General features: G+C 75.5%; 13 protein-coding genes. 9 read left to right on the top strand and 4 right to left on the bottom strand.

Translation table 11 applies throughout. The features are described from left to right. Nucleotides 1–50 precede the first annotated feature (50 nt). From GA0070560_RS15735 to GA0070560_RS15755, 5 genes are all read left to right on the top strand, one after another. The gene (locus GA0070560_RS15735) at nucleotides 51–1214 is read left to right on the top strand and encodes a CapA family protein (protein ID WP_091297395.1); all 1164 of its coding nucleotides are present in this window, start codon (nucleotides 51–53) and stop codon (nucleotides 1212–1214) included. Nucleotides 1215–1299: 85 nt separating this feature from the next. Further along, nucleotides 1300–2088 (top strand): endonuclease III, encoded by a 789-nt coding sequence (gene nth, locus GA0070560_RS15740; RefSeq protein ID WP_091297398.1) that lies wholly within the window; start codon nucleotides 1300–1302, stop codon nucleotides 2086–2088. Continuing rightward, complete coding sequence (locus tag GA0070560_RS15745) at nucleotides 2085–2735, top strand: TlpA family protein disulfide reductase (RefSeq protein ID WP_091297403.1); 651 nt, start codon at nucleotides 2085–2087, stop codon at nucleotides 2733–2735. Before nth ends, GA0070560_RS15745 begins: the two co-directional genes overlap by 4 nt. A 14-nt stretch (nucleotides 2736–2749) precedes the next feature. Next, a complete protein-coding gene (locus GA0070560_RS15750) occupies nucleotides 2750–3472 on the top strand; it encodes an NUDIX hydrolase (protein ID WP_091297705.1) in 723 nt (240 codons plus the stop codon). A 58-nt stretch (nucleotides 3473–3530) separates the two neighbouring features. After that, entirely contained in the window at nucleotides 3531–4709 is a 1179-nt protein-coding gene (locus GA0070560_RS15755; protein WP_091297408.1) for a MarP family serine protease, read from the top strand. Between the two features lie 34 nt (nucleotides 4710–4743). Here the strand turns inward: GA0070560_RS15755 and GA0070560_RS15760 are convergent, their stop codons facing one another. The 3 genes from GA0070560_RS15760 to eccCa all read right to left on the bottom strand — a co-directional run bounded on the left by GA0070560_RS15760 (nucleotide 4744) and on the right by eccCa (nucleotide 10936). Beyond that, complete coding sequence (locus GA0070560_RS15760; protein ID WP_091297412.1) at nucleotides 4744–5505, bottom strand: phosphatase PAP2 family protein; 762 nt, start codon at nucleotides 5503–5505, stop codon at nucleotides 4744–4746. Between the two features lie 40 nt (nucleotides 5506–5545). After that, entirely contained in the window at nucleotides 5546–6904 is a 1359-nt protein-coding gene (gene mycP / locus GA0070560_RS15765; protein ID WP_091297415.1) for a type VII secretion-associated serine protease mycosin, read from the bottom strand. Nucleotides 6905–6979: 75 nt separating this feature from the next. After that, a complete protein-coding gene (gene eccCa, locus GA0070560_RS15770; protein WP_091297419.1) occupies nucleotides 6980–10936 on the bottom strand; it encodes a type VII secretion protein EccCa in 3957 nt (1318 codons plus the stop codon). Between the two features lie 100 nt (nucleotides 10937–11036). Here eccCa and eccD point away from each other — a divergent pair, with 100 nt between their 5' ends. Further along, entirely contained in the window at nucleotides 11037–12437 is a 1401-nt protein-coding gene (gene eccD, locus GA0070560_RS15775) for a type VII secretion integral membrane protein EccD (RefSeq protein WP_091297423.1), read from the top strand. A 51-nt stretch (nucleotides 12438–12488) separates the two neighbouring features. Here eccD and GA0070560_RS15780 read toward each other — a convergent pair whose 3' ends face one another. Further along, nucleotides 12489–12995 (bottom strand): inorganic diphosphatase, encoded by a 507-nt coding sequence (locus GA0070560_RS15780; RefSeq protein ID WP_091297426.1) that lies wholly within the window; start codon nucleotides 12993–12995, stop codon nucleotides 12489–12491. Between the two features lie 153 nt (nucleotides 12996–13148). Between GA0070560_RS15780 and dacB the strand changes: the two genes are divergently transcribed. The 3 genes from dacB to tilS are packed head-to-tail and all read left to right on the top strand — an operon-like array spanning nucleotide 13149 to nucleotide 17099. Further along, complete coding sequence (gene dacB / locus GA0070560_RS15785) at nucleotides 13149–14975, top strand: D-alanyl-D-alanine carboxypeptidase/D-alanyl-D-alanine endopeptidase (RefSeq protein WP_091297429.1); 1827 nt, start codon at nucleotides 13149–13151, stop codon at nucleotides 14973–14975. A gap of 59 nt (nucleotides 14976–15034) precedes the next feature. After that, on the top strand, nucleotides 15035–16102 hold the full coding sequence (locus GA0070560_RS15790) for a zinc-dependent metalloprotease (protein ID WP_091297432.1): 1068 nt from the start codon (nucleotides 15035–15037) through the stop codon (nucleotides 16100–16102). 10 nt (nucleotides 16103–16112) lie between these two features. Beyond that, nucleotides 16113–17099 (top strand): tRNA lysidine(34) synthetase TilS, encoded by a 987-nt coding sequence (gene tilS, locus GA0070560_RS15795; RefSeq protein WP_091297436.1) that lies wholly within the window; start codon nucleotides 16113–16115, stop codon nucleotides 17097–17099. Nucleotides 17100–17125 lie beyond the last annotated feature (26 nt).

Genomic DNA, 17125 nt, shown 5'->3' on the forward strand with positions numbered 1-17125 from the left:
GTCCGATCGGCCGTCGTCGAGCTGGTGACCGGCGGGTAGGGTCGCCAGCGATGTCCGCTTCCGCGCCTTCCCGGGTCCGTCGTCGTGCCGCGTTCGCCGCCGGCACGCTCCTCACCGTGCTGCTCGCGACCGGCTGCACCGGGTCCGACGAGGAGGCAGTGGTCTGGCAGCCGGGCGGCGGCGGAGGCACGAGCGCGTCGCCCGTCCCGTCGGACGGGAGCACGGCCCGGGACGGGACGACGGGCGAGGCGATCTCGCTCTCCGCGACCGGCGACATCATCATGGGCAACGCCCCCTCCCGGCTCCCGGCGAACGGCGGCAAGGGCTTCTTCGACGAGATCTCCGACGCGCTCGACGCCGACCTGGTGATGGGCAACCTGGAGGAGCCGCTGACCGAGGACACCGGCACCGGCAAGTGCGGCGCGAACTCGACCGCCTGCTACCAGTTCCGGGCCCCGTCCAGCTACGCCGCGCACCTCAAGGACGCCGGCTTCGAGCTGCTCAACCAGGCCAACAACCACGGGTACGACTACGGGCCCCAGGGCTACAAGAACACCCAGAAGGCGCTGGAGGCGCAGGGGCTGAAGCACACCGGCGCGCCGGACCAGATCACCGTGGTCGAGGTCAAGGGCGTCAAGGTGGCGGTGGCCGGTTTCTCGTCGTACCCGTGGTCGAACAGCCTGACCGACATCGACGCCGCGACGGCGGTCGTGGAGAAGGCCGCCACCATGGCCGACATCGTCGTGGTCCAGGTGCACATGGGCGCCGAGGGCTCCGACAAGACCCGGGTGAAGCCCGGCACCGAGATGTTCTACGGCGAGAACCGGGGCGACCCGGTGAAGTTCTCCCACGCCGTGATCGAGGCCGGCGCGGACCTGGTCGTCGGGCACGGCCCGCACGTGCTGCGCGGGATGGAGTTCCACCAGGGCCGGCTGATCGCGTACAGCCTCGGCAACTTCGCCGGTGGCGGCCGGTCGCTGAACCCCAGCGGGCGGCTGGGCTGGGGCGGCGTGCTCAAGGTGTCGCTCAAGCCGGACGGCAGCTTCGCCGGCGGCTCGTTCACCTCCACCCGGATGAACTCGGTCGGCAAGCCGACCATGGACCCGGCCGACCAGGGCCTCGGCCTGATCAAGCAGCTCAGCCGCAGCGACTTCCCGCGCACCGGCGCTCGCTTCGACGCGGACGGGAAGATCAGCGCCCCGCAGGCCGACTGACCGGTCGGCGCGTCCGCACCGCTGAGCCTGACCCGGCGGGCGTGGGCCCGGCGGGTGGTCGTCCCGGCGACGTAGGCTGGCCGGCGTGACCACCAGCTCCCCCGTACGGGCCGAGACCGACCTCGGCCGCACCCGGCGCGCCCGGCGGCTCGGCCGGGCGCTGACCGAGGCGCACCCCGACGCGCACTGTGAACTCGACCACTCCAACGCCCTGGAGCTGGCCGTCGCCACGATCCTCTCGGCGCAGTGCACCGACAAGAAGGTCAACGAGGTCACCCCCAAGCTCTTCGCCCGCTACCGCAGCGCCGCCGACTACGCCGGGGCCGACCGGGCGGAGCTGGAGGAGCTGATCCGGCCCACCGGCTTCTACCGCAACAAGACCGACTCCCTGATCAAGCTCGGTCAGGCCCTGGTCGAGCGGTACGACGGCCGGGTCCCCGGCAGGCTGGCCGACCTGGTGACCCTGCCCGGGATCGGGCGCAAGACCGCCAACGTCATCCTCGGCAACGCCTTCGACGTCCCCGGGATCACCGTCGACACCCACTTCCAGCGGCTGGTGCAGCGCTGGCGGCTCACCGCCCAGACCGACCCGGTGCAGATCGAGCACGAGATCGGGGCGCTCTTCCCGAAGCGGGAGTGGACCATGCTCTCGCACCGGATCATCTTCCACGGCCGGCGCGTCTGCCACGCCCGCAAGCCGGCCTGCGGCGCCTGCACCCTGGCGAAGCTCTGCCCGTCGTACGGCACCGGGCCGGTCGAGCCGGCCGCCGCCGCGAAGCTGCTCAAGGGCCCCCGCGCCCGGGACCTGGCGGCCGCGGCCGGGGTCGACCCGGAGTTGGTGCCGCAGCAGGCCGTCGTCGCGGAGGCACCGTGAACCGGCGACTCGCCGCGCTGCTCGTCCCGGTGCTGCTGGCCGTGGCCGGCTGCACCGCCGCCGAGCCGGAGCGGCAGACGACCTCGACCGGGCGGGCGGAGCGGCCGTCGCCGTTCGCCGACTGTGCCGCGCTGACCCGCGCGCCGGGCCCGTCCCCGTCCGGCTCCGCCCCGGGTGACTCCGGCTCCGCCCCGGGTACGCCCGGCGGCGCTGCCGCCGGTAAGGCGCTCCTGCCCGAGCTGACCCTCAACTGCTTCACCGGCGGTGCGCCGGTGGCCCTGCGGGACGTGCGCGGCCCCGCCGTGGTGAACGTCTGGGCCTCCTGGTGCCCGCCGTGCCGCAAGGAGCTTCCCGCCTTCCAGCGCCTCAGCGAGCGGGCGGCGGGCCGGCTCCAGGTGCTCGGCGTCAACAGCCGGGACAGCCGCACCGCCGCCCAGTCGATCGGCGAGGACTTCGGCATCCGCTTCCCCGTCCTGTTCGACCAGGGGGAGGCGCTGCAACGGGAACTGCAACGCAACGCCCTCCCGCTCACCCTGCTGGTCGACGCCGAGGGCCGGGTGGTCCACGTCGACGCCAGCGGCGCCCTCGACGACGCCCGCCTCGCCGCGCTGGTGCAGCGGCACCTCGGCCTGGCGGTGCCGGCGTGAGCGTGCGCGACGACATCGGCGGCGGCCCGGGCGCAGGCGCGACGGCCCGCCCGCCGGCCTGGATCGAACCGCTGATCGGCCGGCTCGGCACCGCCCGCGTCGAGGACTTCACCCGGCTCACCACCCCCGAGCAGGGTGGCCGGGAGAGCGCGGTGCTGGTGCTGCTCGGTGAGGAGCCGGGCCTCGGGCCGGACGTGCTGGTCCTCCAGCGTGCCTTCACGCTGCGCAACCACGCCGGCCAGCCGGCCTTCCCCGGCGGCGCGGCCGACCCGGAGGACGCCGACGCGTCGGCCACCGCGCTGCGGGAGGCGAACGAGGAGGTCGGCCTCGACCCGTCCAGCGTCACCGTCCTCGCCGAACTGCCCAGACTCTGGATCCCGGTCAGCGACTTCGTGGTGACCCCGGTGCTGGCCTGGTGGCACACACCGCACCCGGTGCACCCGCGGGAGCCGGCCGAGGTCGCGCACGTCGCCCGGCTGCCGGTCGCGGAACTGATCGACCCGGAGAACCGGATGCGGGTACGCCACCCCAGCGGCTGGATCGGCCCGGCCTTCTCCGTCCGGGGCATGCTGGTCTGGGGGTTCACCGCCGGGGTGCTCGCCACCCTGTTGGAGATGGGGGGCTGGGCCCGGCCGTGGCCGCGTGACCGGGTGCTGGACCTGCCACCCACCGGAGCCGCCCCGGCACCCTCGGCGGGCACCGACGAGGTCGACGAGATGGCCGGTCCGCTGACCTGACCGTCACGTTCCGCATGCGGAGCGCCCCCGGTGGGCCGGGTGCCCGTACCCTTGACCCGTGTCCGTCGTGGATCTCGTTCTGCTCCTGCTCATGCTCGTGTTCGCGATCAGCGGATACCGTCAGGGCTTCGCCATCGGGGCGCTGTCGCTCTCCGGGTTCTTCCTGGGCGCGCTGCTCGGGCTCCAGGTGGGGCCGCTGTTCGCCCGGCAGTTCGTCGACAGCGGCACCCGGGTCCTGGTCTCCCTGGTCGCGGTCTTCGGGCTGGCGGTGCTCGGGCAGGCGCTGGCCGGCTGGCTCGGCTCGCACCTGCGCAGGACGATCACCAACGACGTGGCCAAGAAGGCGGACGACATCGGCGGCGCGTTCGTGTCACTCTTCGCGGTGATGCTGGTGGCCTGGCTGGTCGCCGTCCCGCTCGGCTCCTCGTCACTGCCCTGGCTGGCTGCCTCGGTCAAGAACAGCGCGTTGCTGACCGTGGTGGACCGGGTCCTGCCGGACCGGGCGCAGGAGCTCTCCACCGCGCTGCGCGACACGGTGGACACCAACGGCTTCCCGGAGGTCTTCAACGGGCTGGGCCGGACCAACGCGCGGCAGGTCTCCCCGCCCGACCCGGCACTCGCCGGCTCGCAGGTGGTGGCGAACAGCCAGCGCTCGGTGGTCAAGGTGCTCGGGTCCGCACCGAGCTGCTCGCGCCGTATCGAGGGCTCCGGTTTCGTGTACGCCGACGACCGGGTGATGACCAACGCGCATGTGGTCGCCGGTACCCGCTCCGTCGCCGTCGAGCTGCGTGGCGAGCGGTACGACGGCGAGGTGGTCGTCTACGACCCGGACCGCGACCTGGCCGTGCTGCACGTGCCGGGGCTGCCCGGCCCGTCGCTGCGCTTCGCCGCCGGCCAGGCCGGCACCGGCGCCGACGCGATCGTGCTCGGCTTCCCGCTCGACGGCCCGTACGACGCCCGGCCGGCCCGGGTCCGGGACGTCGACCGGATCACCGGGCCGGACATCTACTCCTCCGGGGACGTCACCCGGGAGATCTACACGATCCGGGCGCTGGTCCGCAGCGGTAACTCCGGCGGCCCGCTGGTCTCCTCGAACGGCCTGGTGCTGGGCGTGATCTTCGCGGCCGCCGCGGACGACCCGAACACCGGTTTCGCGGTGACCGCCGCCGAGGCGCGGCCGGTGGCGCTGGCCGGCGCGGAGCGTACCCGTGGGGTGGGCACCGGCGACTGCACCTGACCCCGACCTGGTGGCCCGGTGGACGCGGCCGGGGTCAGCGACCCGCGCGGGCGGCGGCCCCGTCCCCGCCCGACGCGGCGACCCCGGGCGCCCGCCAGACGACGAACGCGGCGGAGGTGGCCGCCACCACCGCCACCCCGAGCAGCCAGCCGGCGAACACGTCGCTCGTCCAGTGCACGCCGAGTGCGACCCGGCTGAGCCCGGTCAACCCGGCGACGACGAGTGCGGCCGCCCAGAGTGCCGTCCGGGCCCCCGGCCGGCCCCGGCTGTACGGCAGGGACACCACCAGCAGCACCCCGGCCGCCAGGGTGGCGTTCAGCGTGTGCCCGGACGGGAACGCGTAACCCACCGCCTCGGCCACCGGGTCGGGCGGGTCCGGCCGGTCCCGCCCGACGAGCAGTTTCAGCAGCGCACCGAGCAGACCGCCGACTGCCATCGTGGTGACCACCCAGAGCGCCAGCCGTCGGGCGTCCCGCGCCCACAGCCGGACCACCAGGGCCAGCGCGGCGATCCGCAGCGGCCCGGGACCGAAGGCGTCGGTCCAGACGTTCATCGTCCGGGTCCACGTCGGGTGCTCCACCGCGTACCGGTACATGGTGTCGGTGACCGCCGCGTCCAGGTCGTGCAGCGGCGGCCAGGCCCCGGCCACCAGCACGGCGAGCAGCGCGAACGGCATCACCACCAGGAACGCCGCCAGCGCGGACAGGGTCAACCGCAGGCCCCGCGTACCGTCCCGGTCGAGGCGGCGGTCCCGCCAGGAGCGGGCCGGTGGTCGAACCGGGGCACGGGAGTCCATGGGAAGCCCACTACCCGGTGCGGCCCCGGTTCAGGCCGGGTCAGCGACCGTACTGTCGGAACCGGCGAACGGTCAGCGCAGCCCCGGTGACCAGGGCGACCAGGATGGCCACCCCGGGCCAGAACCGGCGGGGCGCGGTGTCGTCCGCGACACCGGCCGGCTGGGCCTCCCAGCGGGTCTGCCGGCGGGGCTCGGTGAAGCCGAGCGGGTCACTGCCGGTGCCGCCGGCCCGCGCGTCGTCCACGGAGCCGGGTGCCGGGCCGAACCCGACCACGCCGGGGGAGTCGTTGTCGTCGAGCGGGTTGCGGTGCACCAGCGGCACGTCCACGGTCAGTGCCGCGACCGGGTCGACCAGGCCGTACCCGAAGCGGTCGTCGCGGCCGACCGGGCCGATGTCCTTCGCGGTGGCCAGCAACCGGTTCACCACGTCCCCGGCGGACATCTCCGGGTACCGGGCGCGGACCAGCGCGGCGGTGGCCGCGACCAGCGGGGCGGCGAAGCTGGTGCCCTGGACCCCCCAGTAGCTGTTCGGGGGGCGGGCGCCGACGAGCCGGGTGGCCGGCGCGGTGAGGGTGGTGGCGTGCCCGGTGATCGAGCCGGACCAGAGGTTCTCGCTGGAGCCCTCCAGACCGGCCACGGCGATCACCCCGGGCTCTCGGGCCGGGTACCAGACCTTGGGGCTGGTCGAGGTGGCGACGTTGCCGGTGCAGGCGACCACCACCACGTCCCGGGCGAAGGCGTAGTCCAGCGCGGCGGCCAGCGCCGGGCTGTCCCCGCTGCCGCCGAGGGACAGGTTGATCACCCGTGCGCCGTTGTCGACGGCCCAGCGCACCCCCTTGGCCACGATCATCGCGTCGTCGTAGCGGTTCTCGTCGTCGAGCACCCGGACCGGCAGGATGCGGGCGTCCGGTGCGAGGCCGACCACGCCCTTCTGGTCGTCGTCGCGCCCGGCGATCAGGCTGGCCACCGTGGTGCCGTGCCCCACCGGGTCCGGCTCGGCCGCCCCGCCGGGGGAGACCAGGTCGAGGCCGGTCAACACCTGGCCGGCCAGGTCCGGGTGGGTCGGGTCCACCCCGGAGTCGATCACCGCGACGGTGACACCCCGCCCGGTGGAGGACTGCCAGGCGGTGGCGGCCCGCAGCTTGGCGAGCTGCCACTGGTCGTCGCGGATCCGGTCGGCCCGGGTCGCGGTCTCCACCGGGACGAAGTCCGGCTCGGCCAGGGGCGCGCCGGCGCCCGGCGCGGCGGCGGCGACCGGCGGGGACGCGGCCGACGCCGGGGGCGGAAGCACGCCGACGACCGTCGCCGCGGCCGCCGCCGCACCGAGCAGCGCGCGGCCGGCGAACCGGTGCAGCGTGCTCGGGGAGCCGTGCCGAACCCTGGTCACATCCTCAACCATTCATCACGACGGACACATGCTGGTGGGAGATTACCGGTTCCACCGCCGGCCGCGGCACGTTCCGCGCCGGGCCACTCACACCGGTGGCAGGTGGGCCAGCTGGACCAGCCGTACGCCTTCGCGCCGGGTCACCAGCCGGCCCCGTCCCGGGGGCAGCGGACCCGGCCGCACCGGGCCCACCAACTGCCCCTCGTCCGGGCTGCCACTCATCACCAGCCCGGCGGTGGAAAGCTCCCGCAGCCGTTGGACGACCGGCTCGTACTGGGCCCGGGCTGCGCCGCCGGAACGGCGGGCCAGCACCAGGTGCAGCCCGATGTCGCGGGCCTGCGGCAGGTACTCCTCCAGCCCGCGCAGCGGGTTCGCCGGGCCGTTCGCCACCAGGTCGTAGTCGTCGACCAGCACGAACAGCTCCGGCCCGGACCACCAGGACCGCTCCCGCAGCTGGGCCGGGGTCACCTCCGGTCCGGGTATCCGGGCCTGCATGTAGCCGGCCACCGACTCGATCAGCTCGCCGGTGTACGGCGCCGCGCTGCCGTACCCGATGACGTGTGGCAGTTCCTTGAGGCTGAGCAGGCTGCGCCGGTAGTCGACCACGATGATCCGGGCCTGCTCCGGGGCGAACCGGTCGACGATCGAGGTGGCCAGCGCGCGGAGGAACGACGACTTGCCGCACTCGGCGTCGCCGAAGACCACGAAGTGCGGCTCGGTGGCGAAGTCCAGCGCCACCGGGCGCAGGTCCGCCTCGGCCACCCCGATGGGGAAGGCCAGGCCGGTGGCCGCGCCGGTGTCCAGCTCGGCGTACGGCAGCACCGGCGGGAGCAGGCGCACCCGGGGGGCCGGCGGGCCGGACCAGGCGGCGGCGACCGCCTTCACCAGCTCGGCCGTCTCCGCCCCCGCGAGCTGCGGCAGCGCCGTGAGGAAGTGCAGGCCCTGGGTGGTGACGCCCCGACCGGGGGTCTTCTCCGGCACGCTCGCCGCCGCGACCCGCTTCACCACCGAGTCGGACGGGTCGCCGAGGCGCAGCTCCAACCGGGAGCCGAACAGGTCCCGGATCGCCGGCCGGAAGTCCATCCAGCGCACCGCGCTCGCCACCACGTGCACCCCGTACGACAGGCCCCGGGTGGCCAGGTCGGTGATCAGGGGTTCGAGGTCGTCGTACTCGCCGCGCAGGGTGGCCCAGCCGTCCACGACGAGGAAGACGTCGCCGAACGGGTCGACGGTGGGCTGGCCGGCCGCGGCCAGCGCGGACCGGCGCTGCCGCCACGCGGCCATGGACTCCACGCCCAGCTCGGCGAAGCGGCGTTCCCGCTCGGCGAGCAGGGTGGCGATCTCGCCGATCGTCCGGCGGACCACCGTGGGGTCGGCGCGTCCGGCCACCCCGCCGACGTGCGGCAGGTCGCGCAGCGCGGCCAGCCCGCCGCCGCCGAAGTCCAGGCAGTAGACCTGCGCCTCGGCCGGGGTGTGGGTCAGCGCCAGCGCGCAGATCAGGGTCCGCAGCGCGTGCGACTTGCCGCTCTGCGGCGCACCGACCACGGCGACGTGCCCGGCGGCGCCGTCCAGCGCCAGCCAGAGCAGGTCGCGGCGCTGCTCGAAGGGCTTGTCCACGAGCGCCACCGGCACCTGGAGCGCGCCGTGCAGCTCCGGGTTGGCGACGGTGAGGCCGCGCTGCGGGTCGGCACCCGCCGGGCCGAGCAGTTCGTCGAGTGTGGGGGCCCGGTCCAGCGGCGGCAGCCAGACCTGGTGCGCCGGCGGGCCCTGCCCGGCCAGCCGGCCGACCAGCACGTCGAGCAGGCTCTCGGCCTCCTCCTCGACGGCGGTCGGCGCCGCCGGGGTGGCCGGCTCGGGTACCGGCACCAGATGGGTGGAGAAGGTCAGCAGCCGCGGGGTGCCGCCCGCGCCGCCACCGGCCGCGCCATCGCGCCGGCGTACCGGCCCGGAGACGTACGCGGCCCGGAACCGGACCAGCGGGTCGGTGCCGGCGCGCAGGTAGCCGTGCCCGGGGGAGCGGGGCAGCTCGTGCGCGTCGGGCACGCCGAGCACCGTCCGCGACTCCAGCGCCGAGAAGGTCCGCAACCCGATCCGGTACGACAGGTGGGTGTCCAGCCCGCGCAGCCGCCCCTCCTCCAGGCGCTGGCTGGCGAGCAGCAGGTGCACGCCGAGGGACCGGCCCAGCCGTCCGATCTGGACGAACAGGTCGATGAAGTCCGGCTTGGCGGAGAGCAGCTCGGAGAACTCGTCGCAGATCAGCAGCAGTGACGGCAGCGGAGCGAGCGGGGTGCCGGCGGCCCGGGCCCGCTCGTAGTCGCGCAGGCTGGCGAAGTTGCCGGCCCGGCGCAGCAGTTCCTGGCGGCGCATCAGCTCGCCGTTGATGGCGTCCACCATCCGGTCCACCAGCGGCAGCGCGTCGGCCAGGTTGGTGATCACGGCTGCGGTGTGCGGCAGTCGGTCGAAGGAGGCGAAGGTCGCGCCGCCCTTGAAGTCCACCAGCACGAAGTTGAGCTGCTCCGAGCTGTGCGTGGCGGCCAGCCCCAGCACGAGGGTGCGCAGCAGCTCCGACTTGCCGGAGCCGGTCGCGCCGATCAGCAGCCCGTGCGGGCCCATGCCGTCCTGCGCCGACTCCTTGAGGTCCAGGTCGATCGCACCGCCGTCGGCGCCCACCCCGATCGGCACCCGGAGGCGTTCCCGGGGCGAGCGGGGCGCCCAGCCCTGCTCGGCGGTGAAGCCCTCCGGGTCACCGATGCCGAGCAGCTCGGGCAGGCCCGGTTCGGCTCCGGGCGCGGCCTCCCCACCCCGTACGGCGGTGGCGAGCCGCAGCGGGGCGAGCCGGCGGGCCACCGCCTCGGCGTCGGCCGGCTCCAGCCGGTCGGCGGTGCCCACCTCCGCGTGCCCCTCGGCGGACCAGGAGTGCAGCCGGTCGCCGCGCAGCTCCAGCAGGAGGGCGTACCGGTCGAGCAGGCGGGGCGGCGGGGTGTCCAGGTCGATCACGGTGACCGCGTCGATGCCGCCGTCGCCGGTCAGATCGGTGGCCCCGGTCAGGTCGCCGCCGTCGAGGAGCACCACCACGTGCGGGCCGTCGGTGGCCGGGCCGGCCGGACTGAACCGGGACCGGCTGGCCAGCACGTCGTCGAGGAGCCGTTCCAGTTCGGCGGCGGAGCTGGTGACCAGGCGCACCGGGCCGAGCGCGTCGGTGCGGCCGGGATGGTGGGCGTGCGGCAGCCACTTCACCCACTCCCAGAGCGCACGCCGCTCCGGCCCGGCGCAGACGGCGATGAGCAGTTCGTCCGGGGCGTGGAAGACGGCGAGCTGGGTGAGCATGGCCCGGGCCAGCGCCTGCGCGGCCGGGGAGCCGGTGTGCGGCGAGCCGACGCCCGGTTCACCCTTGACGTGGACCCGGGCGAAGCTGCGCAGCGAGAGCGCCACCGGCAGGTCCGGCACCACCGAGTACGCGTCGAGGAAGCGCCGCAGCGACCCGGCGGTCATCGGCTCCAGCTCCTCCAACGGCCGGGTGACCGGAGGCACCAGGGGAGTGGCCAGGGTCTGCGGCCCGACGGCGACCCGTACCACCGCGAAGTCCGGGTCGCCGGGACGACGTTCCCAGACCCGGTGGCTGTCCACGGTCGACCAGAGCCGGCCGGGGTCGGGATGCCGGTAGTAGAGGCCGGCCCGCTGCTGCCGGGCGGTCTGCCGGACCCGGCGACGCAGCGCGGTGAGGTGCCGCAGGTACTCGCGGCGGGCCGCCATCATCTCGGACTTCTTCGGGGTGCCCGCGGCGCTGCCCCAGGAGGTCACCAGCATCGCCAGGCTGGAGAGCCCGAACAGCCCGCCCACCACGTACGAGTAGGCGCCGCCGCCCCGGCCGAACATCATCGCCATCGCCACCGTGCCGCCCAGCATCGGCAGCACCATCAGCGCCTGCTGCCAGCGGCCACCGGTCACCGCCGGGATCTCCGGGGGCGCCTCGACGGGCAGCTCACCGACCGGGATCTCCGGGGCGGGGCGGCGCGGCGGCCGCTTGATGACGACAGTGGACACGGGGCCTCCCTGTGGCGCTCGGTAACCCGAGCCTGGCTCATGGTAGGTAAAGTCCTGTCGTCCGTCAGCCACCGCTCCCGATCGATATGGAGATCAGTCGATGACCACCGGGCTGGCCAGGGTCACCATCAGCGCCCCCGGGCGGCGCGTCGACGTGGCCCTGCCGGAGCAGGTTCCGCTGGCCGAGCTGCTGCCCGAGGTGCTGCGGCACGCGGGCGTCGGGCTGGCCGACGACGGCGAGCGGCACGGCGGCTGGGTGCTCCGGCGTACCGACGGCGCGGTCCTGGCCACCGCGCAGGCGCTGCTGCCCCAGGGAGTGCGCGACGGCGAGGTGCTGCACCTCGTACCGGCCCACGACCAGTGGCCGGAACTGGAGTACGACGACGTGGTCGAGGCGATCGCCGACGGCGCCCGCCGCCGGGGCAGCGCCTGGTCGCCGGCGGCCACCCGGGCCGCCACGCTCGCCGGGGCGGGGGTGCCGCTCGCCGTCGGGCTGGTCGCCGTCCTGGCCGGCGGGCCGCAGCACCGCGCCGGCTGGTCCGTCGCGGCCGCCGTGGCGCTGCTGCTCTGCGTCGCCGGCGCGGTCGCCTCCCGGGCGTACGGGGACGGCACCACCGGTGCCAGCCTCGCCGGGTACGCGCTGCCGTACGCCTTCGCCGCCGGCGCCCTCGCGGTCGCCTCGGGTGACCCGGTCGGGGTGTTCCGCCCGCTGCCCTGGCTGGGCGCTGCGGAGCTGCTGTCCGGCTCGGTGGCGCTGCTGCTGGTCGCGGTGCTCGGCCTGCTCGGCGTCGCCACCCGGCTGCGGATCTTCGTGGCCGGCGCGACCGTCGGCGTGGCCGGTGCGCCGGCCGCCCTGGGCGGGCTGCTGCTCGACCCGGCCGGCACCGCCGCGGTGCTGGTCTGCGTGCTGGTCTTCGCCGTCGGCGCGCTGCCGCTGCTGGCCATCCGGCTGGGCAAGATGCCGCTGCCGCCGATCACCCTGCCGAGCGGGCCGGTGGGCGGTCCCGACGGTGTCCGGGACCTGCCGGACCGGGCCCGGGTGCACGTGGCGGTGGCCCGGACCGAGGAGATGCTGACCGGGATGCTGATCGGGCACGCCGTGCTGGCGGTCGCCGCCGCGTACGTGCTCGGGGTGACCGGGGGTGTGGCCGGGCGGCTGCTGGTGGCGGTCTGCGCCGCGGTGCTGCTGCTGCGTACCCGGCTCTTCGTGGCGGTGCGCCACCGGGTGCCGCCGGTGCTGGCCGGGCTGGCCGGGTTCGCGGTGCTCGGCGTGCTGCTCGCCACCGGTGCCGGTGACGCCGGCCTGCTCGCGCTGGCGGCAGGCGGGCTGCTGGTCGCGCTCACCGCCGTGGCGGCGGGTACGACGTACGCCCGGCGGCCGGTCTCGCCGTACCTCGGTCGGGTGGCCGACCTGACCGACACCGCGCTGGTGGTCGCGGTGGTGCCGGTGGCCTGCGCGGTGCTGGACCTGTACGACGCCGCGCGCGGCCTGCTGGGCTGACCCACGACGAAGGCCCGGGCGTGGGCCCGGGCCTTCGTCGACGTGCTGGTGTCAGTGCGTGGACTCGCCGCGCTCCTCGGCCTCCCTGGCCCGCCGGTACGACGCGGCGATCTCGGCCTCGGCCTCGACCCGGCCGACCCAGGTCGCGCCCTCGACCGACTTGCCCGGTTCCAGGTCCTTGTAGACCTCGAAGAAGTGCTGGATCTCCAGCCGGTCGAACTCGCCCAGGTGGTGGATGTCGCGCAGGTGCTCCTGGCGCGGGTCCTCGTAGGGTACGCAGAGGACCTTGTCGTCCCCGCCCTTCTCGTCGGTCATCCGGAACATGCCGATGGTGCGGCAGCGGATCAGGCAGCCCGGGAAGGTCGGCTCGGGGACGAGCACCAGGGCGTCCAGCGGGTCGCCGTCCTCGCCCAGGGTGCCCTCGATGAAGCCGTAGTCGGCCGGGTACTGGGTCGACGTGAAGAGGGTGCGGTCCAGCCGGATCCGGCCGGTCACGTGGTCCACCTCGTACTTGTTGCGGTGACCCTTCGGGATCTCAACCGTCACGTCGAAATCCATCTTCCACGCTCCCTCGTCTGCCCACGCTGGCTGAACGGAACCACTGACGCCCCCGGTACGGGTGAATGGCCACCCGCCGGCTCCGGACGCCGCATAGTCTTCGGACCGAAGTAGTGTCGCCCAGGCTGGTTCCGCACGCGGAAGGAGGGGGTCGTGGGGAGGGAAGATTCACACTACCGCCCGGACGGGGTTGACGGACGCGGATCCGGCGGACCCGGTTCCGGGGGTGCCAGCGGCCGCGTCCGGGTGCCCGGTGTCCACCCGTCCGGCCGATTCGCGGCCCCGTCCGGTCCCGGCTCCGGCCAGCCCTCGCCGGGCCCCGACCTGAACCGGCCCGCGACCGGGTCGGCCCGTGTCCCGTCCGGTCCGCCGCCGGCCGCCGGCTCCGCCCGGGTGCCCGCCGGCCCCCAGGGGTACGGCTCGGCACCGGTGTCCCCCGCGGCCGGTCCGGTGCCGGTCTCCCCACCCGCGGGCTCCGTCCCGGTCTCCCCACCGCCGGCCGGGTCCGGCCCACCGCCCGCGGCCGCCGCGCCGCGCCGCAGGCGCCTGCTGCCGGTCGCCGCGCTCGTCACCGTGCTGCTGCTCGCGCTGGCCGGGTTCGCCGTGCTGGTCCGCCCCGGCCCGGTCGCCGGCTGGCTGGGCGACCAGGCCGACGCGCCGGCCACCGCCCGCGCGCCCGAGCCCGATCCGGTGCCGGTGCTCGCCGGCCCGGACGCGGGCGCCCCGCAGCCCACCCCCGACGGGGTACGCGCCGCGCTCCACCCGCTGCTCGGCCAGCCGGCGCTCGGCAGCCGGGTCAACGTGTCGGTGGCCGACGTGGAGACGGGGCAGTCGCTCTTCACCCGGGGCGGCGACGACGGCACCGTGCCCGCCTCGGTGACCAAGCTGGTCACCGGGGTGACCGTGCTGGAGGCCCGTGGCCCCGGCCACCGGATCCCCACCCGCGTGGTGGCCGGGGCGACCCCCGGCGAGGTGGTCCTCGTCGGTGGTGGCGACCCCACCCTGGCGGTCGACGGCAAGGGCTTCTATCCCGGGGCGGCCCGCCTCGACACCCTCGCCGCGCAGGTGAAGCAGGCGCTCGGCGGCACCACGCCCACCAAGGTGATCGTCGACTCCACGCTCTTCCCCGGCCCGGTCCACGCCCCCGGCTGGGACGCCGACATCCCCACCGGCGGGTACGGCGCGGCGATCACCGCGCTGATGACCGACGGCGCGCGGACCGACCCGGAGACCGCCCGGCGGACCTTCGACGACACCCACGGCGCGGCCCGGCGCGACCCGCGGCCCGACCTCGCCGCCGGCCGCGCCTTCGCCCGGCTGCTCGGTCTCGGCGGGGACGCCCAGGTGACGAAGGGAAAGGCGCCCTCCGCCGCGGGCGCCTCGGCCGGTGCCGCTCCGGCGCCCGGCACCGAGCTGGGCAAGGTCGAGTCGCTGCCGATGATCCGGCTGGTCGACATCATGATCAGCGACTCCGACAACGTGGTCGCCGAGGCGCTGGCCCGGCAGGTGGCGCTGGCCCGTGACCGGCCCGCCTCGTTCAGTGGCGGAGCGGCGGCGATGGACGCGGTGATCGCCGAGCTGGGGCTGCCGGCCGACGAGATCAGCCTCGCCGACGCCAGCGGGCTGTCCCGCAACAACCGGATCAGCCCGTCCCTGCTGACCGACCTGATCGCGCTCGCCGGCAAGGGCGACCACCCGGAGCTGGGTGGCATCTTCGGTGGCCTGCCCGTCGGCGCCTGGTCCGGCACCCTCGGCGACCGGTACCGGGCCGCCGCGACGAAGGCCGGCGCCGGTGTGGTGCGGGCCAAGACCGGCACGCTGACCGGGGTGCACGCCATCGCCGGGCTGGTCACCACCGCCGACGGCCGGCTGCTCACCTTCGCCGTGCTCACCGACCGCGCCCCGGCGATCGACCCGGACGTCCCCCGTCAGGCCCTCGATCGGATCACCGGCGCCCTGGCCGGCTGCGGCTGCCGCTGATTCCGTCCCTGCCGTCGCACGCCGGGCCGGGGTGTTCCGGCGCGGGTACGGTGGGGTGCATGGCGCAGTTCGTGGACTGGGATCTGGCCGCCGCGACCGCGGGGGCGCTGGGCAGGTCGGGCCCCCGCGTGTCGTACGCGGAGGCCGCCGAGGCGGTCGGCGACCTGCGGCGGCTCACCGACGAGGCGGCCGGGCACGTCGCCGACTACACCGGGCTGCGTTCGCAGGTGTCGCACCCGCCGGTGCGGGTGGTCGACCGGCGGGACTGGGCCGCGACCAACATCGCCGGCCTGCGCGAGGTGATCACCCCGCTGGTCGACCGGCTCACCGGCGACAAACGTCCCGGCCCGCTCACCGAGGCGGTCGGCTCCCGGGTGACCGGCGTGCAGGCCGGCACCGTGCTGGCGTACCTCTCCGGCCGGGTCCTCGGCCAGTACGAGGTCTTCTCCGCCGATCCCGGTCAGCTGCTGCTGGTCGCGCCGAACATCGTCGAGGTGGAGCGGAAGCTGGAGGCCGACCCGCGCGACTTCCGGCTCTGGGTCTGCCTGCACGAGGTCACCCACCGCACCCAGTTCACCGCGGTGCCCTGGATGCGGGCGTACTTCCTCGGCGAGGTGCAGGCGTTCGTGGACGCCTCGCAGGGCAGCGAGCACCTGCTGGAGCGGCTGCGCCGGGGCGTGTCCACGCTCTCCGACGCGGTGAAGGACCCGGAGAGCCGGACCAGCGTCCTCGACATCGTGCAGACCCCCGCCCAGCGGGCCGTGCTGGATCGGCTCACCGCCCTGATGACGCTGCTGGAGGGGCACGCCGAGTTCGTCATGGACGGCGTCGGCCCGCAGGTCATCCCGAGCGTGGAGCGGATCCGGGCGGCGTTCAACCGGCGTCGCGAGGCCGGCAACCCGCTGGAGAAGGCGATCCGCCGTCTGCTCGGCGTGGACGTCAAGATGCGCCAGTACGCCGAGGGCCGCAAATTCGTGCACGGCGTCGTCGACCGGGTCGGCATGGACGGCTTCAACAAGATCTTCGGCTCCCCGCTGACCCTGCCCCGACTCGACGAGCTGGGCGACCCGGACGCCTGGGTGGCCCGGGTGCACGGGCCGGCCGGCGCCACTCCCGCCGCCGGCTGAGCGTCCGGCCGTGGCCGCCCTCGCCCCGCCGGTCGCCGCGATCAGGCTCGCGGTCCGCCGCGCGCTGACCGGGCTGCCCGGCGGCGGGCCGGTCCTGGTGGCCTGCTCGGGTGGGGCCGACTCGCTGGCCCTCGCCGCCGCCACCGCCTTCGTCGCGCCCCGGTCGGGTCGTCGCGCCGGGCTCGTCACCGTGGACCACGGGTTGCAGGCGGGTTCCGCCGGCCGTGCCGCCGACGTGGCCCGGTGGGGCGTCGAAGCCGGGCTCGACCCGGTGGAGGCGGTCCCGGTGACCGTGGCCGGGCGACCCGGCGGTCCCGAGGCGGCCGCCCGCGACGCGCGGTACCAGGCGCTGGTGGACGCTGCCCGCCGGCACGGGGCCGCCGCGCTACTGGTCGGGCACACCCGCGACGACCAGGCCGAGACGGTGCTGCTCGCCCTGGCCCGGGGCGCGGGGCCGCGCGGGTTGGCCGGCATGCCGCCGCGCCGGGAGTTGGACGGGGTGCCGCTGCTGCGCCCGCTGCTCGACGTCACCCGGGAGCAGACCCGCAAGGCGTGCGCAGCGCTCGGGCTCACCGTGTGGGAGGACCCGCACAACGCCGACCCGTCGTACGCCCGGGCCCGGGTCCGGGCCGACGTGCTGCCGGTGCTGGTCGGGGCGCTCGGCGAGGGGGTGCTGGACAACCTGGCGCGCACCGCCCGACTGGTCGCCGCGGACACGGCCGCCCTGGACGACCTGGCCAGCGCCGCGCTCGCCGGGGCACGGGTCGGGGCGGACGGGCTCGCCGTGGCGGTGTTGGCCGACCTGCCCGGGGCGGTCCGCACCCGGGTGCTGCACGCCTGGGCGCGGGAGTTGGGCGCGCCGCCCGCCGCGCTCTCGCACCGGCACGTCGCCGCGCTCGACGCGCTGGTCACCGACTGGCACGGACAGGGCGCGACCGCGCTGCCCGGTGGACTGCGGGTGGCCCGCCGCGACGGCACCCTGCGGCCCGTCGACTGAAGCACCCCGGGCCGGCTGTGCATCCG

Source organism: Micromonospora halophytica, from assembly GCF_900090245.1.
GTDB classification, from domain to species: Bacteria; Actinomycetota; Actinomycetes; order Mycobacteriales; family Micromonosporaceae; genus Micromonospora; species Micromonospora halophytica.